Below are 25,314 nucleotides of genomic sequence, written 5' to 3'. Positions count from 1 at the left end.
GAGATTATCGGAGAAAGCCATGTCTAGTGTAGCCACCGCCCGCCGGCGCCGAGCGCCATGCTGAAGCCGGCGTTGTTCGCCGGCTGGCAAAAACTGTCGACCCGCATCGTCGGCCTGCTGCTGAGTTTTCTGGCGATCGCGCTGACCGTGATCGGCTCGACGCTGCTGCTGTCCTGGCAGCTGGAGGGCAGCGCGGCCGCCATCAACGTGGCCGGCAGCTTGCGCATGGATAGCTACCGGCTGGCCCTGCTGACCACGCAGATGGACGCGCCGGCCGGCCGCCAGGCGGTCAGCGAGCAGCTGGGCCGCATGGAGCGCACGCTGGACCTGCTGCGCCGCGGCGATCCGCAGCGCCCGCTGTTCCTGCCGCCGACGGCGTCGATCCGCACCGTGTTCGCCGAGGTGCAGCAGCAGTGGCGGCTTGAATTGTCGTCGCAGGTGCGCAACGCGGTGGCGGCCGGCGGGCTCGACCCGGCGGAGAAAAGCCTGGTCCAGCAGCGCACCGAGCGCTTTGTCGAGCGCGTCGACCTGCTGGTGCAGCGCATCGAGCGCGACAGCGAGAGCCGCACCTTCTGGCTGCGCGCCTCGCAATTGCTGCTGCTGGCGCTGGCCTTGCTCGGCACGATCAGCATCATCTACCTGTTGTTCGACATGATCGTCGCGCCGGTGACGCGGCTGCAGGGCGGCATCGAGCGCATGCGCGAACAGGACTTCAGCGTGCGGCTGCCGGTCGACAGCAACGACGAGTTCGGCATGCTGGCCCACGGCTTCAACCAGATGGCCGACAAGCTGCAGGATTCCTACAGCAACCTGGAACGCCGGGTGCAGCTCAAGACGGCCGAGCTGGAGCACCAGAACCGCGAACTGGCGCTGCTGTACGACAGCGCCTCCTTCCTGCAGCAGACGCAGTCGGCCGAGGCGATGTGCAAGGGCTTCCTGCAGCGCATCAGCGATTACTTCAGCGCCGACGGCGGCTCGGTGCGGATCCTCGATCCGAACCGCGGCAACCTGCACATGCTGGTGCACCAGGGCATCTCGGAGGAGCTGGTCGAGAGCGAACGCTGCCTGAAGGTGGGCGAGTGCCTGTGCGGCGAGGCGGTGGTCAGCAAGCTGGCCGTGATCCACGACCTGCGCCGCAAGGACGACCGCCACACGCTCAAATGCCACCGCGAAGGCTTCGCGACGATCTCGATCTTCCATATCTTCGCGCAGCGCCAGTACCTGGGCTTCTTCAACCTGCACTTCCGCACGCCGACCGTGTTCAGCGCGGCGCAGACGGCGCTGCTGGAGACGCTGGGCCAGCTGCTGGGCACGGCGATCGAGAACCTGCGCCTGCAAGGGCGCGACCGCGAGCTGGCCGTGTCCGAGGAGCGCAACCTGGTCGCCCAAGGCCTGCACGACAGCATCGCCCAGGGCTTGAACTTCCTGAACCTGCAGGTGCAGATGCTGGAGCAGTCGCTGCAGCGGCAGCGGCTCGACGAGGTCGAGAGCATCGTGCCGGCCCTGCGCGCCGGCGTGGAGGAAAGCTACCAGGATGTGCGCGAGCTGCTGCACAACTTCCGCACCCGGCTACAGGAGGGCAACCTGGTGTCGTCGCTGGAGACGGTGGTCGACAAGTTCCGGCGCCAGAGCGGCATCGCGGTCGATTTCGAGGCCGACTCGGACGGCGCGCCGTTCCCGCGCGAGCACCAGCTGCAGTTGCTGTTCATCGTGCAGGAGGCGCTGTCGAACGTGCGCAAGCACGCCTCGGCCACGCAGGTCTGGCTGCGCCTGAAGGACGAGCAGGATTTCACCCTCAGCATCCGCGACAACGGCCACGGCTTCGATCCGGCCGCGCTGGAATCGCTGGGCGAGGCCCATGTCGGCCTCAACATCATGCGCGAACGCGCACAACGCATCGACGCGCAGCTGCAATTGAAGTCGGCGCCGGGCGCCGGCACCGAAGTGCTGCTGCGACTGCCGCGCGCCCAGCGCCGCGCGGCTTAACACTAACAAGAAAGGCTGGAGCCGATGGACAACGATACAAGCACGATCAGCGTGCTGCTGATAGACGACCACACACTGTTTCGCAGCGGCATACGCTCCCTGCTGCAACGCAACCCGGAGTTCGCGGTGGTGGGCGAGGCGGCCGATGGTTTCGAGGGCGTCAAGCGGGCGCAGCAGCTCAAGCCGCAGGTGATCCTGCTGGACCTGAACATGCCCGGCATGTCGGGCCTGGAAACGCTGGAGCAACTGCGCCAGGATTGCCCGGACAGCGCGGTCGTCATGCTGACCGTGTCGGAGGACGCGGAAGACCTGAGCGTGGCGCTGAAGGCCGGCGCCAGCGGTTATCTGTTGAAGAATATCGACACCGATTTCCTGAGCCGGGCGATCCGCCGCGCGGCGGCCGGCGAGACCGTGTTGGCCGAGTCGATGACGGCCAAGCTGGTGGCGCAGCTGACGGCGGGCGCGGCGGCGCCGGTGGCGTCCGAGCTGGACAAGCTGACGCCGCGCGAACGGGAAATCCTCGAGTGTCTGGCGCGCGGCGAAAGCAACAAGGGCATCGCGCGCGCACTGGACCTGGCCGAAAGCACGGTCAAGATCCATGTGCAGAACGTGCTGAAGAAACTCAAGCTGAGCAGCCGAGTCCAGGCCGCCGTGTACGCGGTCGAACATCGGATGCAGGGCAGCGCTTAACCACCGCTCAGCCGCCGCAGCAGCCGCCGCAGCAACCACCGGCGGCGGCCGGCGCGGCGATGGCTTCGGCGCCGGCCGGATAGCCCGCTTGCGTGAGCTTGCGCGTCAGCAGGTGGGGCGAGGTCAGCGATTCGTCGATCCGGACGCGGGCGCGGCGGTCGAGCAGGGAGACGCGCACGTCGCTGACGCCGGCGATGTCGCTCAGCAGTTTGGCGACGTTGTCGGCCGAGCCTTCGTCGTCCATGCCTTCGATGAGAAGATCTGTTTGCATAGCATTCCTTTGAAGTTGAGGTTGATTTGGAGCCATGCGGATAGCCTAAGCGAAACGGCGGCGGCGGTCGAGCGCGGAGACGCGAAATGGCCGGGCAATTCGGAATTTCTTGATCCAGGTTATGCGAATCCGGCGCCAGCCTTCACCGGCCGCCACGCCGGGCAGACAATGGTGGCGTACTCTTTTAGGACATAGATCATGAGCTTGCTGCATATCGAAGAACCCGCCGGCCAGGCCGCGGCCTGGGACAGCCATCCCATATGGCGGCTGGGCTTCCGCCCGTTCTACCTGGTGGCGGCGGCGTTCGCCGCGCTGGCCATTCCCCTGTGGATGCTGCGCTACCTGGGCTGGTTGCCGGCCGATGCCGGCGGCTGGCTGCATGTCGGCTTCGCCTGGCACATGCACGAGATGGTGTTCGGCATGGCGGCGGCGGCGGTGGTCGGCTTCCTGTACACGGCAGCGTTCAACTGGACCGGCTTCTGGACGCCGGTGCGCGGCAAGCTGGCGGCGCTGGTGGCCTTGTGGCTGCTGGGCCGCCTGGCGATGCTGCTGGCGCCGCCGCTGGCCGGCGCGCTGGTCGACTGGCTGTTCCTGCCGGCGGCCGCCTGGCCGCTGTGGCGCGTGATGCAGAAGGCCGGCAACCGCCGCAACTATTTCCTGGTCGGCTTGCTCGGCCTGATGGCGCTGGCCAACGGCGTGTTCCACGCGATCACGCTGGGCTGGATCGCGGCCAGCCCGATTCCGCCGGTGCAGGCCGCCGTGCTGGTGATCGTGCTGATGGAGGCCGCCATCGGCACCCGCATCATCCCCATGTTCACCCGCAACGGCGCGCCCGGCACCAACCCGCAGGTGCAGCCCAGGCTGGACAAGTGGTCGCTGGGCCTGGTGGTGGCGTTCTCGGTGAGCTGGGTCGCCATGGCGCCGGCCTGGCTGGTCGCCCCGATCGGCGTGGCTGCCGCCGTGCTGGTGCTGCTGCGCCTGTGGCGCTGGCAGGCGCTGCGCACCGGCGCCGTGCCGCTGCTGTGGATCATGCACCTGTCGTACGCGTGGATCGCGGCCGGGCTGGTGCTGCTGTCGCTGTCGCGCTGGCAGATCGTCAGCGCCAGCGCCGGCTTCCATGCGCTGACGGTGGGCTCGATGGCCGGCCTGATCCTGGGCATGATGACCCGCACCACGCTCGGCCACACGGGCCGCCCTCTGCGCGCCGGCAAGTTCGAGACCGCGATCTTCGGCCTGATCCAGTTCAGCGCCTTGTCGCGCGTGCTGTCGGCGCTGGGCTGGGACGGCGGGCCTGCCTTGCTGTTGCTGAGCGCCGTTTGCTGGACCACCGCCTTCGGCTTGTACGTCTATGTCTACGCGCCATACCTGACCAGCCCGCGCGCCGACGGCAAACCGGGCTGAGGCCGATCCGCCCCATGCGTCATCCCTCGTCATTCCTGGCGGCCGGCGCCGAGCCCGATCTGGAGCACCAACTGGCGCTGCTGCGGGGACTGGAGGCGCGATGGGAACGCGAGGGGCGCCGCTTCCAGCGTTTCGAGACGCATATCTCGTGGGTCTACGTGCTGGATGATTTGGCCTACAAGTTCAAGAAGGCGCTGCGCTTCGACGTGCTGGATTATTCCACGCTGGCCGCGCGCCGGCATTGCTGCGGGGAAGAGCTGCGCCTGAACCGGCGTCTGGCGCCCGGACTGTACCTGGGCGTGAGCGAAGTCACCGGCAGCGCCGGGCAGCCGGAGCTGGACGGCGACGGCCCCGCGCTCGAATACGCGGTGCGGATGCGGACCTTCCCGCAGCAGGCCTTGTGGAGCGTGCGCCTGCACGCCGGGCTGCTGGAGGCCGGCGAGATCGACGCGCTGGCGCTGCAGCTGGCGCAATTCCACGCCGGCGCCGAGCGCGTCGCGCCGGATGCGCCGTGGGGGAGCGCGCAGGCCATCGCCCAGCTCGGGCGCGGCGACCTGGCCACGGTCGGCGGCCTGCTCACCGGCCGCACGGAGCGCGCCCAGCTGGCCCGGCTGGCGCGCTGGCACGCCGCGCAGATGGCCGCGCCGCAACGCTTCGCGCAGCGCCGCGCCGCCGGCTGTGTCCGCGAATGCCACGGCGATCTGCACAGCGGCAATATCCTCAGCTGGGAAGGGCGGGTGGAAGTGTTCGACGGCGTCGAGTTCAATGACGAGCTGCGCTGGATCGACGTCGTCAGCGACCTGGCTTTCCTGGTCATGGACCTGCGCTTTCACGGCCGCGACGACCTGGCCGCGCGCCTGCTGCAAGGCTACCTGGCCGCCAGCGACGACTATGCCGGACTGGCGCTGCTGGCCTTCTATCAATCCATGCGCGCGCTGGTGCGCTGCAAGGTGTACCTGTTGGCCGCCACCGCCACCACCGCATCGGACGCGGCCGCAGTGGCGCGCGCGACGGCGCGGCGCTATCTGGCGTTGGCGCTGCAGGTGCAGCCCCGGCGCGGCGCGATGGTGTTGATGCACGGCTGCTCCGGCAGCGGCAAGTCGTACTGCGCCTCCCGCCTGGCCGCCGCGCTGGGCGCCATCTGCATCCGCTCCGACGTCGAGCGCAAGCGCCTGCACGGCCTGGCCGCCACCGAGCGCATGGGCGCGCCCGGCGGGCAAGGCATCTACGACGACGCCGCCAGCGAGGCGACCTACGCCCGCCTGCTGCAACTGGCGCGCGCCATCGCCGCCGCCGGGCTGAACGTGGTGGTCGACGCCGCCCATCTGCTGCGGCGGCAGCGGCAACCGTTCCAGGCGCTGGCGCGGGAGTTGGGCCTGCCCCTCGTCATTGTCGATCTGCGGGCCGGCGATGCGTTGATGCGCGAGCGGCTGCGGCTGCGGGCGCTGGGCCTGCCCGACGCGTCCGACGCCGGCGCGGACGTGCTGGACTATCAGTACGCCACCCGCCAGCCGCTGACCGCCGGCGAACGCCGCAACACGCTGCCGCTCGACAGCGCCGCGGCCGATCTGCCGGAGCGCATCGCCGCGCTGGCGAGGGCGATCAGCCTGCGCCGGAAGCGAAAGCCCGCGCGGCCAGCGACCTGAATTCCCGCTCCGGCAGCGGCTGGCTGAACAGGAAGCCCTGGAAGGCGTTGCAGTTGGTGGCCGCCAGGAAGGCATGCTGGTCGTTCGTTTCCACCCCTTCGGCGACGATGGTCAGGCCCAGCGTGTGCCCCAGCACGACGATGATGCGGGCGATCGCGGCGTCGTTGGGGTCGGTCAGCACATCGCGCGCGAAGGTGCGGTCGATCTTCAACTGATCCAGCGGCAGCCGCTTCAGGTACGACAGCGAGGAATAGCCGATACCGAAGTCGTCCAGCGCGAAGCCGATGCCGATGGACTTGAGAATACGCATCTTGTCGGCGACGCTGGAGAAATCGTCCAGCATCAGGTTCTCGGTCAGCTCCAGCTTGAGCCGGTGCGGATTGGCGCCGGCGTCGGCCACCGCCTTCTGCACCTGCGCGACAAAGGCGGGCTGGCGGAACTGGCGCGGGCTGACATTGACGGCCAGCGTCAGCGCGCCGAGGGCGGGATCGGCCGCCCACAACGCCAGCTGCGCGCAAGCGCTCTGCAACACCCATTGCCCCAGCGGCAGGATGATGCCGGTGCTCTCGGCCAGCTCGATGAACTGGTCGGGCAGCACCAGCCCGTTGCGCGGGTGATGCCAGCGCAGCAGCGCCTCCGCGCCGATCAGCTGTCCCGCCGCGTCGACCTGGGCCTGGTAGTACAGTTCGAATTCGCCGTGCTCCAACGCATGCTGCAGGTCGTGCTCGATCTCGGCGCGCAGGTTGGCGGCCTGCTGCATCCGCGGCTCGAAGAAGCGCAGCGTGTTGCGGCCGGCGCCCTTGGCCTGGTACATGGCCAGGTCGGCATGGCGCAGCACGTCGTCCATCGTCAGCTGGTGGTCCGAGATCAGCGTCACGCCTATGCTGGGCGTGCAATGGTAGGGGCGGTCGGCCAGCTGGTACGGCTGGTTCAGGGCCGCCAGCACCGCGTCGCCGATGGCCTGGGCCTTGCGGGCGGCCTCTGCCACGTCCGCGCTCAGGCCTTCGAGCATGATGACGAACTCGTCGCCGCCGAGCCGGGCCACGGTGTCGACGCTGCGCACGCAGGCCGGCAGCCGTTGCGCCACCTGGCGCAGCAGCACGTCGCCCTGGTCGTGGCCCAGCGTGTCGTTGAGCATCTTGAAGTTGTCCAGGTCGATGAACATCAGCGCGCCGATCAGCCCGGTGCGGGCGCTGCTGTCGATGGCGTGGCGCAGGCGGTCCACCAGCAGGCGGCGGTTGGGCAGCCTGGTCAGCGGATCGTAGAAGGCCAGCTGGCGGATTTCCTCCTCGGCCTGCTTGCGGGCGCTGATGTCGCTTTGCGTGCACACGTAGTGGCGGATCGCGCCCTGCGGGTCGCGGATGGCGCTGATGATGGTCCAGGTCGGGTAGATCTCGCCATTCTTGCGGCGGTCCCAGCACTCGCCCTGCCAGGAGCCCCGGTGGATGATGCTGTCCCACATGGCGGCGTAGAAGGCCTGGTCGTGGCGGCCGGACTTGAGCACGCGCGGCGTGCGGCCGAGGATTTCCTCCTGCGTGTAGCCGGTGCTGGCCGTGAAGGCGGAGTTGATGCGCAGGATGGTGCTCTGGGCATCGGTGATCATCATCGGCTCCTGCGAATCGAAGGCGACCGCGGCGATGTGCAGCTGCTCGGCCGCCAGCAGGCTGTCGGTGACGTCGAGCGAGATGCCGAGCAGGTGGGACGGCCGTCCGGCGCCGTCGAGCAGCACCATCTTCTTGGTGTGCAGATAGCGGGTCTGGCCGTCCGGGGCCAGCACGGCTTCGGCGGCCAGGTCGAGGATCTGGCGCGAGGCGATCACCTGGCGGTCGGACGCGGTGCGCGCCTGCGCCTCGGCCTCCGGGAACAGTTCCAGGTCGCTCCGGCCGATGAAGGCGTCGCGCGGCTTGCCATACAGTTGCTCGGCGGCCTGGTTGACCATCTCGTAGCTCAGGTCGTCCGCGCGCTTGACGAAGATCGCGGCCGGCATGTGCTCAAGGATGGACGCCATCATGTGGCGCGATTGTTGCAGGGCGTCGGTACGGTCCCGCACCCGCTGTTCCAGCTCGATATTGCTGAGCGTGATCCTGGCCTGCGCCTCTTGCCGGGCCGCCTCGCTGCGCCGCAGGCGCACCGCCGTCTCGGTCAGCGTCGCGGCGACCTGGTGCGCCTCGCGCAGCTTGATGCGGTGCGGCGGCAGCTCCGCGCCGCTGCCCAGCGCGGCCGACATCTCGACCAGCTGGGCCATGGCCCGCCGGATGTGGGCACTGGCGAGCGCGGCCAGCACGATGCCGACCAGCAGCAGCAGCCCGCTGGCGCCCAGGTCGAACGCCAGCGAGTGCCACAGTTCGCTGTCGACGCTGGCGCTCGGGATGCCGATGGCGACCGCCCAGCCGTTGGCGGGCGAGCGCACGTAGGTCGTGTAGACCGGGATGCCTTCGAGCGTGGTGGTGCGCAGATGCCCCTGCTGGGTGGCGGGGATCAGCTGCCGCAGGTCGGCCTGGGCCTTCTTGCCCACATACTGACCGGGCGAACGGGTGCGCGCGACGATGGTGCCGTCGCCGTCGATCAGGGCGACGATCCAGTCGGCCGGCAGCTTGCGGCTGGCCAGCAGCGGCGCGAACTCGCTGGCGGCGACGCCGACGTCGAGGAAGTAGGCGAGCTTGCCGCGGATCCGCACCGGGATGCAGATGCTCATGACGCCGGCGCCGGAGACGGCGCCGACATACAGGTTGGACACCTCCATGCGCCCGCTGGCCGCGACCCTGGCGATCAGGGCGGGATTGCCGTGCCGCGGCAGCGGCGTGCCGAACGGCTTGAGGGTGTTGACCAGTTGCTGTCCGTGGATATCGGTGAGCACGAAGTTGGTGGCCTTGCTGTAGCGCCTGGCCGCTTCGGCCTGTTGCTGGAACGCGGCCAGGTCGGCGTTGAGCAGGGCCGGCGAGGTGGTCAGCGTGCCGGCCACGGCGCCGAGCGCGTGGAATTCGCTGTCCATATCGAGCAACAAGTCGCGCGCTGTCTGCAGGGTTTGGGTGTCGCTGCGCGCGCGGCTGGCGTCGAACGCTTGCAGCGACCAGACCAGCCCGATCAGAAAACCGGGCAGGACCAGCGCCGCGACAATGAACAGCAAGATATTCCGAACGGTATGGATACGGTGCATGGACGTCCTGTATGGCGGCTGACGGCGGAAAAGCGACCTGATCCAATCATTATGGTGATTGCGAGCAGGAATTTTTATGATACGGATCAAGTCTCCAGACGACCATCCGGCCGTGACGCTGGAGGCGGCGCCGGGCAAGGCGCCCGGCGGGGGGGGGGGGGGGGGCCGGGGGGCGGGGGGGGGGGTGGGGGGGCAAAGCCGGCGGAAGCGGGCCGGGGGACGCCACCGGTGTGCTACGCTCGATCCATCGCGGAACGGGGACGATTGCATGGACGAGCGGCAGGATCTGGAAGGGCTGACCGCCCTGGAGGCGGCGGCCAGGCTGCGGGACGAGGGGCCGAACGAGCTGCCGGCGTCGCGCCCGCTGGGGGCGTGGCGGCTGCTGGTCGATGTGGTGTCCGAGCCGATGTTTCTGCTGCTGGTGGCCTGTGGCGGCATCTACCTGGCCATCGGCGACCGGGGCGAGGCGTTCATGCTGCTGGGCTTCGTGCTGGTGGTCATCGGCATGACGTTTTTCCAGCAGCGGCGCACCGAACGCTCGCTGGAAGCCTTGCGGGATCTGTCCTGCCCGCGCGCGCTGGTGGTGCGGGACGGCCGGCAGGAGCGCATCGCCGGTCGCGAGCTGGTGGCCGGCGACCTGGTGCTGCTGGCCGAGGGCGACCGCGTGCCGGCCGACATGGAACTGACGGCCGCCTCCAACCTGACGGTGGACGAATCGATGCTCACCGGCGAATCGGTGCCGGTCACCAAGCACGCGGTGGCGGAAGGCGCCGGCAAGGCCGAAAGCCGGGTCTACTCCGGCACCCTGGTGACGCAGGGAACGGCCAGCGGCGTGGTGGTGGCGACCGGGCCGCGCAGCGCGCTGGGCCGCATCGGCGTGTCGCTGGCGACGCTGGGCGGCGAACTGACGCCGATTCAAATGGAGACCGGACGCGTGGTCAAGACGGTCGCCGTGGCCGGCTTGTGCCTGGCCGCCGGCCTGGCGTTCGCCCACTGGTGGCTGCGCGGCGACTGGCTGCAAGGCTTGCTGGCCGGGCTGACGCTGGCCATGGCGATCCTGCCGGAGGAGTTGCCGGTCATCCTGACGCTGTTCCTGGGCCTGGGCGCGCGGCGGCTGGGGCGCGAGCAGGTGCTGGCGCGCAGCATCCCGGCCATCGAGCTGCTGGGCGCGACCAGCGTGCTGTGCGTCGACAAGACCGGCACGCTGACCGTCAACCGCATGCGGGTCGCGCAACTGTGGTCGGAGCAGGGCGGCTACGCCTGCGATGCCGCCAACCCGGAGGCCCTGCAGGAAGAGCTGCACGGCCTGCTCGAATACGCGGTGCTGGCCAGCCATCGGCGCGCCTTCGATCCGATGGAGTCGGCCATCGGCGAGGCCGGCGCGCGCCTGCTGGCCAACACCGAACACCTGCATGCCGACTGGACGCTGATCGACGACTATCCCTTGTCGCGCCAGATGCTGGCGATGTCGCGGGTGTGGCGCTCGCCGGACCACTCGGCCTACCTGGTCGCCGCCAAGGGCGCGTCGGAGGCCATCGTCGACCTGTGCCACATGGCGCCGGAGCGCGCCGCCGCCATCGCGGTGCAGGTGGCGGCGATGGCGGACAGCGGCCTGCGCGTGATCGCCGTCGCCAGCGCCAGCTTCCCGGCGGTGCGCCTGCCGGACAACCAGCATGATTTCGATTTCGTGTTTCTCGGCCTGGTGGCGCTGGAGGACCCGGTGCGCCCGGAAGTGCCGCAGGCGGTGGCGGAATGCCAGGCGGCGGGCATGCGCGTGGTGATGATCACCGGCGACCATCCCGCCACGGCGCTGGCGATCGCGCGGCAGGCGGGCATCGCCGGCCCGGGCGTCGGGCTGTTGTCCGGCGAGGAGCTGGGCGCGCTGGACGACGCGGCGCTGCGGGCGCGGCTGCCCGCCACCGGGGTGTTCTGCCGGATCTCGCCGGAGCAGAAACTGCGGCTGGTGCAGGCTTTCCGCGGCCGGGGCGACATCGTCGCCATGACCGGCGACGGCGTCAACGACGCGCCGGCGCTGAAGGCGGCCAGCATCGGCGTGGCCATGGGCGCGCGCGGCAGCGACGTCGCGCGCGAGGCGGCGGCGCTGGTGCTGCTCAAGGATGACTTTTCGTCGCTGCTGCTGGCGGTGCGCCACGGCCGGCGCCTGTTCGCCAACCTGCGCAAGGCGATCGTGTTCATCGTCGCGGTGCACGTGCCCATCGTGGGCTTGTCGATCCTGCCGGTGCTGCTGGGATGGCCGATCCTGCTGATGCCGGTGCACATCCTGTTCCTGCAACTGGTGATCGATCCCGCCTGTTCCATCGTGTTCGAAGCGGAGCCGATCGAGGCTGGCGCGATGGCGGCCAAACCGCGCAGCCCGGACCAGCATCTGTTCGACCGCGAAATCCTGGTGCGCGGCCTGCTGCAGGGGGGCGGACTGTTGCTGATCCTGATCGGCCACCATGTGCTGGCCGCCTGGTCGGGGCAGTCCGAGGCGAGCGTCCGCACCACGACCTTCCTCGCGCTGATCCTGGCCAATCTTGGGCTGATCCACGCCAACCGCAGCTGGACGCCTTCCGCGCAGGGACGGCGCGCGGTGCCGAACCGGTCCTTCGCCTGGATCGCCGTGTCGACGTTGTTGTTGCTGGCGCTGGTGCTGGCGGCGGCGCCGGTTCGGCAGCTGTTTGCCTTCGCGATACCTGGCGCGGCGCCGCTGGCGTTGTCGGTTTTGGTCGCCGCGCTGAGCGTGGCGTGGTTCGAGCTCGTTAAACGGAAAGGAAAATCAAATGAACGATCGAATGAATGAGTGGCGATACGGGCGGCTTGCGGTCTGGCTGCACTGGCTGTCCGCAGCCTTGATCGTCGGGCTGCTGGGCGTGGGCTGGTACATGATGGCCATCGAAGACGAACCGGGAAGCGGCTGGTACTTCGACCAGCACAAGTCGTTCGGCCTGGTGCTGTTTGCCTTGCTGCTGATCCGGCTGTGCTGGCGGCTCACGCACAAGCCGGCGCCGCTGCCGGCCGGCGTGCCCGGTTGGCAGAGAACCGTCTCCAGCCTGACCCAATGGCTGCTGTATGCCTGCATGTTCGCCATGCCGGTGATCGGTTTTCTCGGCGCGGCCCATACCAAGCGTGGCGTGGCGCTGTTCGGCGCCGCTTTCCCCGCCTGGTTCACGCCCGACCATGACGTGGCCGAGCAGTTCTTCGATGTACACTCCGGCCTTGCGGTTATCATGACGGCGCTGATCGTGCTGCATGTGCTGGGAGGCCTCAAGCACCTGTTGGTCGACAAGGACAGGGTCTTTCACCGGATCTGGTTCTGAGGGGCGGGCGACGTTAATAGTCGTTTAATGAAGGACCGAATACACTGCGGTCCTCACTCACTTTTGCGAAAATGCGATGAAAACGACGATATCGGGCACGATGCTGTCCCTCGGCCTGCTGCTGGCGGCGGCCTTGCCGGCGGCCCACGCGGCCGACTACGCGGTGCGCCAGACCTGGACGCTGGACCAGGCGGGCCGCTGGGACTATCTGGAGGTCGATCCGGTGCGCCATCGCCTGTTCGTGACGCGTGGCGACCGTGTGCAAGTGCTCGATCTGTCGTCGGGCAAAGTGGCCGGCCAGATCGGCGGGTTGCAGCGCGCGCACGGCGTGGCGTTCGCGCAGAAGCTGAACCTGGGCTTCGCCAGCAGCGGCGGCGGCAACAGCGTCGTCGTGTTCGACCTGGCGACGCTGCAGACGCGCCAGGAAGTGAAAGTCGCCGGCCAAAATCCCGACGCCATCCTGTTCGAGGAAGGCAGCGGCAAGCTTTATACCTTCAACGGCAAGACCAACAACGTCTCGGTGTTCGACGCCGCCAGCATGGCGCCCAAGGCCACGATCGAGGTGGGCGGCAAGCCGGAGTTCGCGGTCACCGATGGCAAGCGCATTTACGTCAACATCGAGGACAAGGCTGAAATTGCGGTGATCGACATCGCCACCGACCGCCAGGTCGCGCGCTGGCCGCTGGCCGGCTGCGAGGAACCCACCGGCCTGGCGCTGGACGCCGCGCACCGTCGCCTGTTCTCGGCCTGCCAGAACGGCGTGCTGGCCGTGACCGACGCCGCCAGCGGCAAGGCCGTGGCGCGCGCCGCCATCGGCAAGGGATCCGACGCGGTGGTGTTCGACGCCGCCAGCGCCACTGTGTTCTCATCCAACGGCGACGGCACGCTGAGCATGATCCATCAGGACGACGCCGACCATTATGCGAAGGCGGCAACGCTGCGCACCGAGAAGGGCGCGCGCACCATGGCCATGGACCACGACGGCGGCGCCGTGTACCTGCCGACCGTGGTCGATAAACACTTCACGGTCATCGTGGCCACACCCTGAGCGACCATGCGACTGCTGTTGATAGAAGACGACCCGATGATCGGCGAGAGCATGCTGGAGGCCCTGCGCGGCGAGCGGTATGCGGTCGACTGGGTGCGGGATGGCGTGGCGGCCGAGCTGTCGATGCGCCAGGATATCTACGACCTGCTGATACTGGACCTGGGCCTGCCCGGGCGGCAGGGCATGGACGTGCTGCGCCGCCTGCGCGCGCAGGGCGGCCAGACGCCGGTGCTGATCGTCACGGCGCGCGACGCCACCGCCTCGCGGGTCGAGGGCCTCGATGCGGGCGCCGACGACTATCTGGTCAAGCCCTTCGACCTCGATGAACTGCTGGCCCGTATCCGCGCGGTGTTGCGCCGGCGCGGCGGCCATCACCATTCGCTGGTGACGCATGGCGCCTTGAGCGTCAACCTGGCGGCGCACGAGGCCACGTTCAACGGCGTGGCGCTGCACCTGTCGTCGCGCGAATTCGCCTTGCTGCGCGCGCTGCTCGATGTGCCGGGCAGCGTGGTGTCCAAGGCCCAGCTGGAAGAGAAGATCTACGGCTGGGGCGAGGAAATCGAGAGCAATACCATCGACGTCTACATCCATCACCTGCGCAAGAAGCTGGGCAGCGAGTTTATCAAGAATGTGCGCGGCGTCGGCTACAAGCTGGCCAGCCTGACATGAAGTCGATCCGCGCGCGTTTGTTGGCCGGACTGTTGTTCGGCACCCTCTGCTGCACGCTGGTCGCGGGCCTGCTGTTGTTCCAGCGGGCCAATCACGAAGCCGACGAACAGTCGGACCTGCGCCTGCGCGAGGTGGCGTGGGCCTTGCCGCCCCACTTGGGCGACGGCGTCCAGGTGCCCAAGGACGCGGACCTGGACGACGCGGTGCTGGTGCAGGTGTGGGACGCCGCCGGCCGCGTGGCGTATGTGTCGGAGCCGTCGCAGGCCTTGCCGCGGCAGTCGCTGGCGGGCTATGGCTCCATCACCCATCGGGGCGAGCGTTGGCGCGTGTATGGCGAGCGGCGCGCGGACTATTACATGCAGATCGCCCAGCCGTTCGCGATGCGCGAGCGCATCGCGGCGCACATGGCGCTGCGCATCGTGCCGCCGTTGCTGGCGCTGTTGCCGGCATTGGGGGCGCTGATCTGGATCGTGGTGGGCTTGGCGCTGCGGCCATTGGAACAGGTGGCGCAAGCCGTGCATGGCCGTTCTCCCGGTTCGTTGCAGCCGCTGGACACGGCGGGCATGCCGCCCGAGTTGATGCCGATCGTCGTCGCGCTCAACGGCCTGCTGGGCAAGATCGACAGCGCGATGGCGGCGCAGCGCAGCTTCGTCGCCGACGCCGCGCACGAACTGCGCTCGCCGCTGACGGCGCTCAAGCTCCAGCTGCAACTGGCCGAGCGGGCCGGCAGCGACGCGCAGCGCGAGGTCTCGTTCCAGCGGCTGCATGAACGGCTGGACCGCTCCACGCATCTGGTGCATCAGCTACTGACGCTGGCCCGCCATGAGCAGCATCACACGCGGCCGGCGCTGGTGCGAACCGACCTGCTGGCGCTGGCGCGGCAGGTGGTCGGGGATCACAGCATCCTGGCCGAAAGCCGGGGCATCGATCTGGGCGTGACGGGCGGCGGCGAGCCGCTGTGGGTGCCGGTGCATCCGGAAGGCCTGTCGGTCATGCTCAGCAACCTGGTCGACAACGCGGTGCGTTACACGCAGCCGGGCGGGCAGGTCGATGTTTCGGCCGGCATGGCGCGCGGCATGGCGTTTCTGCGGGTGGCCGACAACGGGCCCGGCGTGCCGGAGGCGGAACGCGCGAGGTTGTTCGACCGTTTCTACCGGCCGGACGGCAACGCGGTCTGGGGTTGCGGCCTTGGCCTGTCTATCGTCAAGAACGTGGTGGAGGGCCATGGCGCTGAAATTGAATTGACCAGTAACGACGGCGTTGGCTTGGTGGTCACCGTGTATTTGCCAACGGCTTGATTTAACAAGGATAAGGATATGCTTACATTACGACAGTTGCACCGCTACCTCGGCGTCTTCTTCACGCCGGCCATTGTGTTCTTTGCTTTCTCCGGGGCGCTGCAAACCTTCGACCTGCACAAGGGCGCGCATCGCGGCGATCCGCCGACCTATCCGTGGATCGCGGCCATGGCCACGCTGCACAAGGATCAGGAGGTGTATGAGCCACCCAAACCGAAGGCGCCCGCCGCTGCGTCCGCGCCGGCTGCTGCAGCCAAAGCCGCCGCGCCGGAGGAACACGTCAACATGCCATTGAAACTGTTCGTGGTGGCGCTGGCGGTGGGCTTGTGCCTGTCGTCGCTGGCGGGCTTGTATATCGCCTTCACCAATCCGCGCAGCCGCCGGTCGGCCGGCTTTGCGCTGGCGGGCGGCATGGCGCTGCCGGCGTTACTCGTGCTGCTGGCCTGACGGCGTCGCCGGCATCGGGTTGGCGGAGACGCAGGGCGCACGCACCAGCAGCTCGGCCAGGTGCAGGAACTCGGCGGGTGTGACTTTGCGTGCGGTCTTCGCCGCCGCCGCGTCGACCGCGCGCTGGTGGCTGATCACCATGTTTTGCGACGGGACGACCAGGATGTACTGGCCGTAGTAGCCCCAAGCCATGTAGGAGCCTGTCAGCGGCGAGCCTGCCGGCAGCGAGGGTATCCACCACAGCAGGCCGTAGTCGAGCCGGCGGCGCGCGGTGGAGGGTGGATGCATGTCGGCCGCGCGCGTGAGCGGCGTCGCGATGCGGGCGAGCCAGTCGGCCGGCAGCAACTGGCGGCCGTTCCAGCTGCCTCGCTGTAGCATCAGTTGGCCGAGGCGGGCCATGTCGCGTGTCGACAAGTGGAAGTGATAGGCCAGATGGCGCGAGCGGGCCGGATCGCCGGTGCGGTGCTGCTGCGAGAGCCGGAAGTCTTCCATTTGCAAAGGCCGCGCCAGATCGCTGGCGAAGCTTTGGTAGATGTCGCGCCGCGTCAGCTGCTCGTACACGGTGCCGGCGGCGTTGAAGTCCCAGTTGTTGTACAAGAAGTAGGCGCCGGGCGTTTGCGAGCCGCGTGGCGGCGCGGCGTCGGCGTCGTCGCCGGGATTGGCCGCCGCGTGATACACGCCGGAGCGCGCCGCCAGCAGATCGCCGACGGTGGCCGTGCGCTCCAGCGGCAGCAGGCCGCCGATGTCGTCGATGTCCAGCGATGCGAGGCTGCGGTCCAGCGGGATCGTGCCGTCGGCGACGTAGGGGCCGTACATCATGGCCAGTATGCTCTTGCGGACCGAGTAGACTTGGTTGGCCTGTTCCACCGGGCCATGGCTGGCCAGCACTTGGCCGTCGCGCACCGCCAGCATCGAGGTGGTGGCCAGCGTCTTCAGATAGTCCTGCGCCTGTGCCAGTCCCGCGCGGCAGGCCTGGCTTTGCGTCGGCATGGCGCTCCAGTGCGCGCCCGGCGTGGCGGCCGACGCTCCGGCGCACAAGGTCAATAACAGATATCCCGACGATCGCATGGCCGTACCTAAGGCAGCAGCAGCGAGTGCTGGCTGGCGGTGTGGAAGTCTCGCCAGACCCGGTTGATGGCGCTGTCCTCGTGGGCGGCGTACAGGCCGCAGTAGGGGTACAGCTCATCGACCGCCGCGCGCGAGGCGGCCACCAGCGCCAGTGAACTGGCTTGCAGCGCATGCAGGTCGCTGTCGGCCAGCGTTGTGCCGTTTTCCACCATCGCCCAGCTGCGGTCCAGCACATGGTAGAAGTGCGCGCGGGCAGCGGCGTGGACCTGCTCCCTGGCGCGCACCAGCGCGGCCACCTCGGGAACCTCCAGCAGCGGCAGGCCTTTGATGGCGTGCCGGCGGCGGCTCATGCAGGGCCTGGCCAGCTGCATGAAATGGCTCGCCATGCCCGCCACGTTGGCCGCCAGCGTGACGAAGGCCAGCGAATAAAACGGAAAGCGGTACAGCGGCCCGTCCGCCGTTGCGGCGGCGGGGTTGATGGTGAAGCCATGGTCCTTGCCGACCCAGGCGCCGTCGATGCGGTAGCTGTGCGAGGCGCTGGCGCGCAGGCCGATGCTGGCCCACGATGGCACGATCTGCACCAGCTCCGCCGGCACCAGGAAGGCGCGGATGCGCGGCGCGCCCTGGTCATCGAGCAGCGGCTGGCCATTGGCGCGCAGCACCGCGTTCAGCGTGAAATGGGTGGCCATCGGCGCGCCGCTGGCGTAGTCCCAGCGGCCGGTGATGCGGAACCCTGCGGCTTCCCCATCGCCGTCCTGGTCGGCGTAGCCGGTCGGCGCGCCGCTGCCGCCAAGGCAAACGCGCTTGCCGCCGATGATGTCGCGCGCCAGTGGCGGCGGCAGGAAGCCGGCGAACCATCCCGCGCCCGCGCACAGCGTGAGCACCCAGCCCATGCTGCCGTCGACGGCGGCCACCGCTTCCTCCAGTCGGACCGCCTGCGGCAACGGCAGCTCGGCGCCGCCGGCGGCGCGCGGCGCCAGCATCCTGAGCCAGCCGCGCCGGTGCAGCAAGGCCTGCTGGACCGGGTGCAGGAAGCGCGCGGCATCGGCCATGGCCGCGTAGCGTTCGATACGGCGCGCATCGCGCGCGAGCAGGGGATCGGTCATGCTGTATCTTTTAGAAGTAGCAAAGGCCGGCATTTTCGCATTATTGCGGCGCGCTGCCCATTTGCAAATATGATAATCCTGATTTATACTTAAAAATCATTGCCTTTGAGCAATCATCTGTTTTCTGACCGACCTAATCCATGACTCAGCCCTTGAACGACGCCGCCGCCGGCCTGCGCGAAGCAATCAGTGAAGCAACCGATGGACTGATCGACAGGGAGCACCTGGCCGAGCTGCTGATCCTCGCCGCCGTCGCGCAGGAACATGTACTGGTGGTCGGGCCGCCGGGGACAGCCAAGAGCGCGGTGGTCCGGCGCGTGGCCACTAGCCTGGGTGGACGTTATTTCGAGTACCTGCTGGGCCGGTTCACCGAGCCTTCCGAATTGTTCGGGCCTGTGAATCTGAACAAGCTGCGCGAGGGCACGGTTGAAACCGACGTCACCGGCATGCTGCCCGAAGCGGAGATCGCCTTTCTCGATGAGGTGTTCCTGGGATCGACCGCGATCCTGAATACCTTGCTGGGTCTGTTGAACGAACGCCAGTTCCGGCGCGGTCATACGCATATCCGTTGTCCGCTGCGGGTCTGTGTCGGCGCGGCGAACGGCTTGCCGGAAGACGAAGGGCTGGCTGCGTTCGCCGACCGTTTCCTCCTGCACGTGTTCGTCGAGCCGGTGGCGGACAGCCGTCTGGAAGACTTGCTTGCGGGCGGCTGGAAAGTCGCGCAGCATCGTGTGGCGCCGCGCGCCAATCTGGCCAGTCTCGATGCGCTGAATCACGCGGTGGCGGCGGTCAATATGGATCTGGTGCGGGCCGACCTCGCGCATGCGATCCGCTTGCTGCGGCAAGCCAACATCGCGCTGTCGGACCGGCGCATCGTCAAGTCCCAGCAGTTGATCGCGGCGGCGGCGGTGCTGGCGGGGCGCTCCAGCGCGACCCGGGCCGACCTGTGGCCGCTGCTGTATGTGATTCCCACCAGCGCCGGCCAGCAAGGCGCGCGCGAAGCCTTACGCGAGCTACTGGCCGATGCCCGTCATCCGCTGCTGCGCGCGGTGGTGGAAGAGGCGGTCCAGCAGCCGTTGGCGCGGGTCGCCCGGTTGGCCGCCAGTGCCGACCTCTTGCTGGGTTCACCGGACGCTGCGGCTGCGGCGCCCCTGGTTGAGGCGCTGCTGCGCGAAATGGATGCGAACTTCGATCTGCCGGACCTGCCCGCGGAACTGGCCGAACGGCGCGCGCAATTGATCGCATTGGCAAAGTCGGCTGGATGAGCGTGTTGGCATGGACGGCGCGCGAGGCGGCGCTGGCGCCGCAGGGCCTGGTCTCCACGGGCGCCGCGACGCCGCGATTGCTGGCTGCGCTGGCCCGGCGCGAGCCGGCTGAACTGGCGCGCCTGTCGGCGGTGGCGACGCGCTCGTTATTGATTGTGCTGGGCGCGAATGAACTCCTGCCCTGGATCGACGGCGTTCGCTATTGCGCACCGGAGCCGGCGGCCCCGCAATTGTGGCTGCCGACCCATCTGGCGCCCGGCTTGCCGATGGACCTGCTGCAGTCCAATCTGGTGGCGCGGGCGGGGCGATCGCCTGTCCTGTTGTGGAACGAGCCCGAATTGCTGCTGCCGCTGGATCAGGCCATGGCCTTGACGCCGGCGTTGCTCGACTGGTTGTCGCGGGAGTGCTGTTGATGCGGCTCCCTGTCTTGCTTGAGCCGTGGCGTGCATGGCTGGTGCTGTTTCCCGCCGATCTCGCGGAACCGTTGGGCGAAATGCTGCTGCGTCTGCATCCGCTGGTCGGACGCCTGGGCAGCGCCACATCGCGGCCGGACGATCTGCCCGCCGGTGTGGGCAATATCGTGCAACGCGGCAGTTACGAGCGCATGCTGCTGACCGAATGGGCGTATGCCGACGCCGTGCCGGACGAGTTCCTGCGGCGGGCCGCCAGCGGCGAGCTGCTGTTCACCGGTCCCGAGCCAGCCGGACGCCAGCGATCGCGCCGCAGCGTGGTGCTGTTCGACGCCGGGCCGGCGCAGCTGGGCGAACCCCGACTGGCCCATCTGGCCTTGTTCATCCTGCTGGCCCGGCGCGCGCAGGAAGCCGGGGCGGAATTCCTTTGGGGGATATCGCAGAAGCCGGCCACGCTGCACAGGGAGGAAGGGCGCGAGGGCTTGCAAGCCTTGCTGCGGTCCCGCACGCTGAATGCGCCCTGCGCGGCCGACGCCGATGCGTGGGAGCAGGCGCTGGGGACCGGCGTGGACGACTGCTGGCTGGTTGGCGCCACCGCCCACGTGGCGCCACGACAGGTGAAGGCCGTGGTGTGCGTGAACCAGGCCTTGCTCGGCAACCGGATCGAGGTCGCGTTGACGCAGCGGCGCGCTACCCGCAACTTGTCGCTGGAGCTGCCCTCCGTTGACGATGGCATCCGGCTGCTGCGCCAGCCCTTTGAGCCGCTGGTGCCATATGGCGTGCTGCGCCAACGCGCGGGACGGCCGTCGCTGAAACAGCCGCCGCGTTTTGGGGTGGCCGGATACGGCCTGGCTGTGGCGCAGGTTGATGGCGGCACGATGATCTATCCGTTGCCGCAATCGGCGCGCCAGAAAATTGGTAAAGGTCGTTTCGTGCCGGCGCGCTTGAGCGGAAACGTCATCGCCACCGGGGTGTTCAGCAAGTCGTTGTCCAGCGTGGCCAGCGACGCCGGCTCGCTGGAGTTCAGGGGATTCCCGGGGCCACTGTTTGGCCAAGGTCTGGTGCAGGCCCCACGCCCAGAGACGACGCATTTCCGCGCGCCGCCGGGACTGGGGCGCTGGCTGTCGCTATTTTTCCTGCGTTCGAAGGCGTTGGAGCGGGTCGTGGTACTCGATGTCGCAAAAAATTTGGTCGCATGGGAGCGCACGGCCGGTCAAGATGCTTCCGCGCCGTTGCGGTTCAGGACGGTCATGGGGAACGTGCTCGGCGCCAGCCAGTACGGCGACGCCCTGTTTTTCGGCTGTGCCGAAGACGGGGTCACACGGATCTACCGCTGGAATCCGCAGGTGCAGGATCCGCAGCAGATCGCGCGGATCGCCAGCGACGGCAGCGCGCTATTGCTGGGCGGTGGCCGGCAATGGCGCAGACAGTATCTGGAGGGCGTGTTCGCGCTGCAGCGCACGGAGACGGACTGGTGGGTGGGAACCGTCGACGAGGCGGCGGTCACGGTGGTGGCCGACGGCGCCAGCGTGCTGGGCGTGGTGCGTAGCCGTCTTTGCCCCGAGCCGGGCCTGGTCGTGCTGCATCCGGGGAAGCGACGCATCGAATTGCGCAGTGGGCGGGAGCGTTTTCCGCTGGTCGTGTCGCAACAGCCCATCGGCCAGGCCTGCTGCGACCCCGATAGCGGCCGGCTGGCCTGGATAGGCGGCCTCGATCATGCATTGACGGTGCGCGAAATCGACGGCGAAACGCCGCTGCTGCGTGTGCTCATGGATGGAGATGCCAATGCGAGTTGATGCGATACGCCGCCCGTTGTTCGACGGCGCCCGGCTGGTTTGCGCTCTTTGGTATGACGCGGCCCTGCTGGACGAGCCCGAACTGCGCCGCCGCGTGCTGCGTCGCTGGCAGGCCGGCGCGCGGCTGGATCTGGCGCAGGGCGGCTACCTGCTGCGACTGGCGGTTCCGGTGTTTGCGCAGTGTGCGGAATTCGATGGCCTGCCGTTGTGCGAGCAGGAGGGCGTCGTGTCGAGCGCGCCGCTGGAGGTCGCCGAGCGGGCAGGGGCCGCGCCGGGAACCATCTGGCTAGTGCGGGGTGCCCGCGCCCGGCAATTGCAGTTGTCCGCCGCGACGCGCGTCGATGCGGCCGCGTGGCTGGACTTGCGCGGCATTGCCCTGGGCGAGCCGTTGCGCCTGCCCCGGCAAGCGGCGCCGGCGCCGTTATTGGCGATGCCGGAAGCGCCCGACGATGTGCGCGCCATTTTGAAGGGGAAGATTCCACCCGCCAGCGCCGCGCGTGAGCGCTTCATGCGCAGGACCGAGGAGACCGCGAAGCGGTCGGTGCCCGCGCTGAGGGCGGCCGCCACGGTGGCTGCCGCGCGTGATCGCGCCAGCGAGCGCTCCTGCTGACGGGTATCATTCCCAGCCGGGCGCGGGCGGCCGGCCGTGTGGTGCAAGGCCGGCCGCCCCCGCCGCGACTCCAGACTGGCTTAAACGTTTGAACGCGGGCTTGGCCCGGCTGGCCATGTTGACGCGGGTCTCAAAAGTCATCGGCTGGCGCCAGGCTGCCTATCTGCGCAAAATGGTCGACCTGTTCGAACGCGGTGACGTGCACAATGCGCTGCGTCATGCGGTGCCGCTGGATTCCTTGAACCCTGAAGCCCGCCGTCAATCGCTGGGCGCGCCCCGTCCGCGCAGCAGTCTTGACATCGCGGGACCGAATACAGCGAATTCCTTGATCAGCCTGGCGCCGGACGTGACGCAGTATCTGCGCCAGACTTACCGGCGCACCTTTGAACGATTGGAGCGGGAGGGGAGGACCGACGAGGCGGTGTTCGTGCTGGCGGAATTGCTGCGCGCCGGCGCCGAGGCAGTCGACTACCTTGAAAACAAGGGGCGGATGGAACAAGCCGCCCGCTTGTCCGAGACCATGGGCTTGTCGGCTGATATCTCTGTGCGACTGTGGTGCAAGGCCGGCGACCTGGAGCGGGCATTGCGGCTCGCCCGGCTGGGAAGGGCATTTCCAGGCGCCGTGAAGATGCTGGAGCGCCAGCAAAGCCCGCTCGCGGCGACGTTGCGCCAGCATTGGGCCGACGACCTGGCCCATAGCGGCGACCTGATCGGCGCTGCTGATGTGATCTGGGCGCTGCCCGACTTGCGCGACCAGGCGCTGGCGTGGCTGCTGCAGGCCGAGCGCGCCGGTGGATCGCTGGGCGTGCGGGCCTTGCTGCGCAAGCTGTCGATGCTTCCGGACGATTTGGCCGGAAGCGCGGCTGCGATAGGCGCCATTCTCGATGCGTCTGGCGAGGACGGCGCCGAGCAACGCGCGCGCATGGCGCGCGAACTCGTGGCCCTGCCGAGCCAATCGGCCGCGACCCGCCGCGTGGCGGCGGCCCTGGTGCGCCGCGTGTTGCCGGAATGTCTGGCCGGTGCCAACGAGTTGCAGCAGACGGACCTGAAGGCGCTGCTGGAGCTATCGGACGCGGCGGGCCTGCGCGCGGACATGCCGACGCTGCACGTCGCGCAGACCGAGGCGGAGCTGGCGCTGTGGCTGCATAAAAAGCCGGTGCTGGCCAGCCTGACGGAACGCGGCCTGTTGACGATACATGATGCGTGCCGGCTGCCGGAGGGGCATAGCTTGCTGGCGCTGGGCGAAAGCGGCGTGGTCCGGGTGGATCGACGCGGCCGGCAGTTGGCGCATTTTCCGGTGCCGGCCCATCATCTGGTCTATGGCGAGAACGGCTTGTGCGCGCTCGCCATCGCCCAGCGGGAGGTGGGACAGCGCGTCAGCCGCATAGACCTTGGCCTCAACAAGGTCTCGGACTGGATCACGCCCGCGCTGACGTTCTGGGCGCAGCAATATGACGGCATCACCTGGAACGCGGTCATCGACAACCGGCTGGTGGCAATCGACACCCGGCAGGACCGCCTTGCGGTGAGCTGGCAGATCGCCGACCTGCCAGGCCAACTGACCGGCTTCGCAGAGGACCAGAATGGACAGGCGATTCTGCTGCTGTCCGAGACGGAGATGCAGCAATGGCGCTACGCGCTGCCGACGCGGCGCCTGAGTCAGCGTGACAGCTTCTCGCGGCCGGAACAGAATATCTGGCAATTATTGCCCAATCCCGGCCGGGACGAGCCGATGGCCCTGCATCTGTTCAATGCTGAACCCGGCGTGACGCTCCGGGTGCAGCGCGGCGGTGGAACGCCGGCGTTTGACTTCAGTTTGCCGGAAACCGCCGCCGCGCCGCGAGTCACGTTGCGCGACAGGTTCCTGCTGGTGGAGTCGCGCGACGCCGACGGTGATAACTGGCGCTGCCGTGTCTTCGAATTGATGCAGGGGCAGATGGTGGCGGAATTGCAGATTGCCGGCGCCATTGAGCCTGGCGCGCGCTTGCGGGGCGGGTATCTGCAGGTGTTCGACCGCGCGGGGCGATTGATTGACGTCGACTGCGCCAACGGCAAAGCGAGCACCCATATCCTGGGGTAATGGGCTCGGCATGTCATTTCGGTATGTCTCCAGCGATAAAATTGATTGGATTTGCCGGCATCGTTCGTCGTAGCATGGGGGAGCACAAATACCCACCTTTTGAAAGTCAGATGATGTCAGCAATTAAACTTGCGATCGTAGGCGTCGGCAAGATCGTCCACGACCAGCACTTGCCCGCCGTCGCGGCGAACCCGGATTTCCAGCTGGTGGCCTCGGCCAGCCGGCACAACACCGTCGAGGGACTGCCCGGTTTCACCTCCATCGAGGCGATGCTGGCGGCCGTGCCGGAGATCGACGCCGTCTCGCTGTGCATGCCGCCGCAGTACCGCTACCAGGCCGCGCGCGCCGCGCTGTTGGCCGGCAAGCACGTGTTCCTGGAGAAGCCGCCCGGCGCCACGCTGTCCGAGGTGGCCGACCTTGAGGCGCTGGCCGCCGCCCGTGGCCTGACGCTGTTCACCAGCTGGCATTCGCGCTACGCGCCCGGCGTGCAGCCGGCCAAGGCCTATTTGGCCGCCCACCCGCCGACCGCGATGCAGGTGATCTGGAAGGAGGACGTGCGCCAGTGGCACCCGAACCAGGAATGGATCTGGCAGGCGGGCGGCCTGGGCGTGTTCGACCCGGGCATCAACGCGCTGTCCATCGTCACCGAGATCCTGCCGGCGCCGATCTTCCTGAATCGCGCCGCGCTGGAGTTCCCCGAGAACCGCGACGCGCCCATCGGCGCCGAGCTGCAGTTCCAGGACGGCGCCGGCATGCCGGTGCAGGCCAGTTTCGACTGGCGCCAGACCGGCAAGCAAAGCTGGGACATCGTCGTCCAGACCGCCGACGGCGAACTGAAACTGAGCGACGGCGGCGCGCGCTTGTGGGTGCACGGCGTCGAACAGCCGCTGGAGAAGGAGGCCGAGTACCCGTCGCTGTACCGCCGTTTCGCGGAGCTGGTCCGCGCCGGCCGCTCGGACGTGGACGTGGCTCCGCTGCGCCACGTGGCCGACGCCTTCATGCTCGGCCAGCGCAAGGTGGTCGACGCCTTCCACGACTGATACGCG

20 protein-coding genes are annotated in these 25,314 nt (G+C 68.4%); 16 read left to right on the top strand and 4 right to left on the bottom strand.

What is annotated here, in order from left to right:
- Positions 1-57: 57 nt before the first annotated feature.
- Complete coding sequence (locus HUX88_RS15025; protein ID WP_117011044.1) at positions 58-1,986, top strand: type IV pili methyl-accepting chemotaxis transducer N-terminal domain-containing protein; 1,929 nt, start codon at positions 58-60, stop codon at positions 1,984-1,986.
- Between the two features lie 24 nt (positions 1,987-2,010).
- Positions 2,011-2,676, top strand: coding sequence for a response regulator (locus HUX88_RS15020; RefSeq protein ID WP_176362300.1), 666 nt, complete (start codon positions 2,011-2,013; stop codon positions 2,674-2,676).
- 7 nt (positions 2,677-2,683) lie between these two features.
- Here the strand turns inward: HUX88_RS15020 and HUX88_RS15015 are convergent, their stop codons facing one another.
- Positions 2,684-2,947 carry a heavy-metal-associated domain-containing protein gene (locus HUX88_RS15015; protein ID WP_176362299.1) on the bottom strand — a complete coding sequence of 88 codons (264 nt, stop codon included), beginning with the start codon at positions 2,945-2,947 and terminating at the stop codon, positions 2,684-2,686.
- A 198-nt stretch (positions 2,948-3,145) separates the two neighbouring features.
- Here HUX88_RS15015 and HUX88_RS15010 point away from each other — a divergent pair, with 198 nt between their 5' ends.
- On the top strand, positions 3,146-4,348 hold the full coding sequence (locus tag HUX88_RS15010) for an NnrS family protein (protein ID WP_176362298.1): 1,203 nt from the start codon (positions 3,146-3,148) through the stop codon (positions 4,346-4,348).
- A gap of 14 nt (positions 4,349-4,362) precedes the next feature.
- The gene (locus tag HUX88_RS15005; RefSeq protein WP_176362297.1) at positions 4,363-5,994 is read left to right on the top strand and encodes a bifunctional aminoglycoside phosphotransferase/ATP-binding protein; all 1,632 of its coding nucleotides are present in this window, start codon (positions 4,363-4,365) and stop codon (positions 5,992-5,994) included.
- Here the strand turns inward: HUX88_RS15005 and HUX88_RS15000 are convergent.
- The gene (locus HUX88_RS15000; RefSeq protein ID WP_176362296.1) at positions 5,951-9,151 is read right to left on the bottom strand and encodes an EAL domain-containing protein; all 3,201 of its coding nucleotides are present in this window, start codon (positions 9,149-9,151) and stop codon (positions 5,951-5,953) included. The genes HUX88_RS15005 and HUX88_RS15000 overlap by 44 nt on opposite strands.
- A 268-nt stretch (positions 9,152-9,419) precedes the next feature.
- Between HUX88_RS15000 and HUX88_RS14995 the strand changes: the two genes are divergently transcribed.
- The 6 genes from HUX88_RS14995 to HUX88_RS14970 all read left to right on the top strand — a co-directional run bounded on the left by HUX88_RS14995 (position 9,420) and on the right by HUX88_RS14970 (position 15,933).
- On the top strand, positions 9,420-11,954 hold the full coding sequence (locus HUX88_RS14995) for a cation-translocating P-type ATPase (RefSeq protein WP_176362295.1): 2,535 nt from the start codon (positions 9,420-9,422) through the stop codon (positions 11,952-11,954).
- The gene (locus HUX88_RS14990) at positions 11,935-12,471 is read left to right on the top strand and encodes a cytochrome b (protein ID WP_217916336.1); all 537 of its coding nucleotides are present in this window, start codon (positions 11,935-11,937) and stop codon (positions 12,469-12,471) included. Before HUX88_RS14995 ends, HUX88_RS14990 begins: the two co-directional genes overlap by 20 nt.
- 76 nt (positions 12,472-12,547) lie before the next feature.
- Entirely contained in the window at positions 12,548-13,519 is a 972-nt protein-coding gene (locus HUX88_RS14985) for a YncE family protein (protein WP_176362294.1), read from the top strand.
- Between the two features lie 6 nt (positions 13,520-13,525).
- Complete coding sequence (locus tag HUX88_RS14980; RefSeq protein WP_161090982.1) at positions 13,526-14,188, top strand: response regulator transcription factor; 663 nt, start codon at positions 13,526-13,528, stop codon at positions 14,186-14,188.
- Entirely contained in the window at positions 14,185-15,486 is a 1,302-nt protein-coding gene (locus HUX88_RS14975) for an ATP-binding protein (RefSeq protein ID WP_176362293.1), read from the top strand. Before HUX88_RS14980 ends, HUX88_RS14975 begins: the two co-directional genes overlap by 4 nt.
- Before the next feature lie 18 nt (positions 15,487-15,504).
- The gene (locus HUX88_RS14970) at positions 15,505-15,933 is read left to right on the top strand and encodes a hypothetical protein (RefSeq protein ID WP_176362292.1); all 429 of its coding nucleotides are present in this window, start codon (positions 15,505-15,507) and stop codon (positions 15,931-15,933) included.
- On the opposite strand, the gene HUX88_RS14965 is transcribed toward HUX88_RS14970, so the two are convergent.
- A complete protein-coding gene (locus HUX88_RS14965; RefSeq protein WP_176362291.1) occupies positions 15,913-17,001 on the bottom strand; it encodes a serine hydrolase in 1,089 nt (362 codons plus the stop codon). The genes HUX88_RS14970 and HUX88_RS14965 overlap by 21 nt on opposite strands.
- An 8-nt stretch (positions 17,002-17,009) precedes the next feature.
- Entirely contained in the window at positions 17,010-18,107 is a 1,098-nt protein-coding gene (locus tag HUX88_RS14960; protein WP_176362290.1) for an acyl-CoA dehydrogenase, read from the bottom strand.
- 152 nt (positions 18,108-18,259) lie between these two features.
- Between HUX88_RS14960 and HUX88_RS14955 the strand changes: the two genes are divergently transcribed.
- From HUX88_RS14955 to HUX88_RS14930, 6 genes are all read left to right on the top strand, one after another.
- Complete coding sequence (locus HUX88_RS14955; RefSeq protein ID WP_229213258.1) at positions 18,260-19,372, top strand: AAA family ATPase; 1,113 nt, start codon at positions 18,260-18,262, stop codon at positions 19,370-19,372.
- Complete coding sequence (locus tag HUX88_RS14950) at positions 19,369-19,785, top strand: hypothetical protein (RefSeq protein ID WP_117011014.1); 417 nt, start codon at positions 19,369-19,371, stop codon at positions 19,783-19,785. Before HUX88_RS14955 ends, HUX88_RS14950 begins: the two co-directional genes overlap by 4 nt.
- Positions 19,785-21,578, top strand: a complete 1,794-nt coding sequence (locus HUX88_RS14945; RefSeq protein ID WP_176362289.1) for a hypothetical protein — start codon at positions 19,785-19,787, stop codon at positions 21,576-21,578. Before HUX88_RS14950 ends, HUX88_RS14945 begins: the two co-directional genes overlap by 1 nt.
- Entirely contained in the window at positions 21,568-22,188 is a 621-nt protein-coding gene (locus tag HUX88_RS14940) for a bpX6 domain-containing protein (protein WP_176362288.1), read from the top strand. The genes HUX88_RS14945 and HUX88_RS14940 overlap by 11 nt, the downstream gene beginning before the upstream one ends.
- Positions 22,189-22,288: 100 nt before the next feature.
- Positions 22,289-24,268: a hypothetical protein gene (locus HUX88_RS14935; RefSeq protein WP_217916335.1), complete on the top strand. Its 1,980-nt coding sequence runs from the start codon at positions 22,289-22,291 to the stop codon at positions 24,266-24,268.
- A 110-nt stretch (positions 24,269-24,378) separates the two neighbouring features.
- Positions 24,379-25,308: a Gfo/Idh/MocA family protein gene (locus HUX88_RS14930; protein ID WP_301549478.1), complete on the top strand. Its 930-nt coding sequence runs from the start codon at positions 24,379-24,381 to the stop codon at positions 25,306-25,308.
- Positions 25,309-25,314: the final 6 nt, after the last annotated feature.

It is taken from the genome of Duganella sp. BJB1802, from assembly GCF_013369445.1.
GTDB lineage: Bacteria > Pseudomonadota > Gammaproteobacteria > Burkholderiales > Burkholderiaceae_D > Rugamonas > Rugamonas vulcania_A.
This window is presented reverse-complemented; position numbering and strand designations above follow the sequence as displayed.

Coding starts and splice junctions, on each gene's coding strand:
- HUX88_RS15025 (WP_117011044.1), top strand. CDS start 58: ATGCTGAAGCCGGCGTTGTTCGCCGGCTGGCAAAAACTGTCGACCCGC.
- HUX88_RS15020 (WP_176362300.1), top strand. CDS start 2,011: ATGGACAACGATACAAGCACGATCAGCGTGCTGCTGATAGACGACCAC.
- HUX88_RS15015 (WP_176362299.1), bottom strand. CDS start 2,947: ATGCAAACAGATCTTCTCATCGAAGGCATGGACGACGAAGGCTCGGCC.
- HUX88_RS15010 (WP_176362298.1), top strand. CDS start 3,146: ATGAGCTTGCTGCATATCGAAGAACCCGCCGGCCAGGCCGCGGCCTGG.
- HUX88_RS15005 (WP_176362297.1), top strand. CDS start 4,363: ATGCGTCATCCCTCGTCATTCCTGGCGGCCGGCGCCGAGCCCGATCTG.
- HUX88_RS15000 (WP_176362296.1), bottom strand. CDS start 9,151: ATGCACCGTATCCATACCGTTCGGAATATCTTGCTGTTCATTGTCGCG.
- HUX88_RS14995 (WP_176362295.1), top strand. CDS start 9,420: ATGGACGAGCGGCAGGATCTGGAAGGGCTGACCGCCCTGGAGGCGGCG.
- HUX88_RS14990 (WP_217916336.1), top strand. CDS start 11,935: ATGAACGATCGAATGAATGAGTGGCGATACGGGCGGCTTGCGGTCTGG.
- HUX88_RS14985 (WP_176362294.1), top strand. CDS start 12,548: ATGAAAACGACGATATCGGGCACGATGCTGTCCCTCGGCCTGCTGCTG.
- HUX88_RS14980 (WP_161090982.1), top strand. CDS start 13,526: ATGCGACTGCTGTTGATAGAAGACGACCCGATGATCGGCGAGAGCATG.
- HUX88_RS14975 (WP_176362293.1), top strand. CDS start 14,185: ATGAAGTCGATCCGCGCGCGTTTGTTGGCCGGACTGTTGTTCGGCACC.
- HUX88_RS14970 (WP_176362292.1), top strand. CDS start 15,505: ATGCTTACATTACGACAGTTGCACCGCTACCTCGGCGTCTTCTTCACG.
- HUX88_RS14965 (WP_176362291.1), bottom strand. CDS start 17,001: ATGCGATCGTCGGGATATCTGTTATTGACCTTGTGCGCCGGAGCGTCG.
- HUX88_RS14960 (WP_176362290.1), bottom strand. CDS start 18,107: ATGACCGATCCCCTGCTCGCGCGCGATGCGCGCCGTATCGAACGCTAC.
- HUX88_RS14950 (WP_117011014.1), top strand. CDS start 19,369: ATGAGCGTGTTGGCATGGACGGCGCGCGAGGCGGCGCTGGCGCCGCAG.
- HUX88_RS14945 (WP_176362289.1), top strand. CDS start 19,785: ATGCGGCTCCCTGTCTTGCTTGAGCCGTGGCGTGCATGGCTGGTGCTG.
- HUX88_RS14940 (WP_176362288.1), top strand. CDS start 21,568: ATGCGAGTTGATGCGATACGCCGCCCGTTGTTCGACGGCGCCCGGCTG.
- HUX88_RS14930 (WP_301549478.1), top strand. CDS start 24,379: ATGATGTCAGCAATTAAACTTGCGATCGTAGGCGTCGGCAAGATCGTC.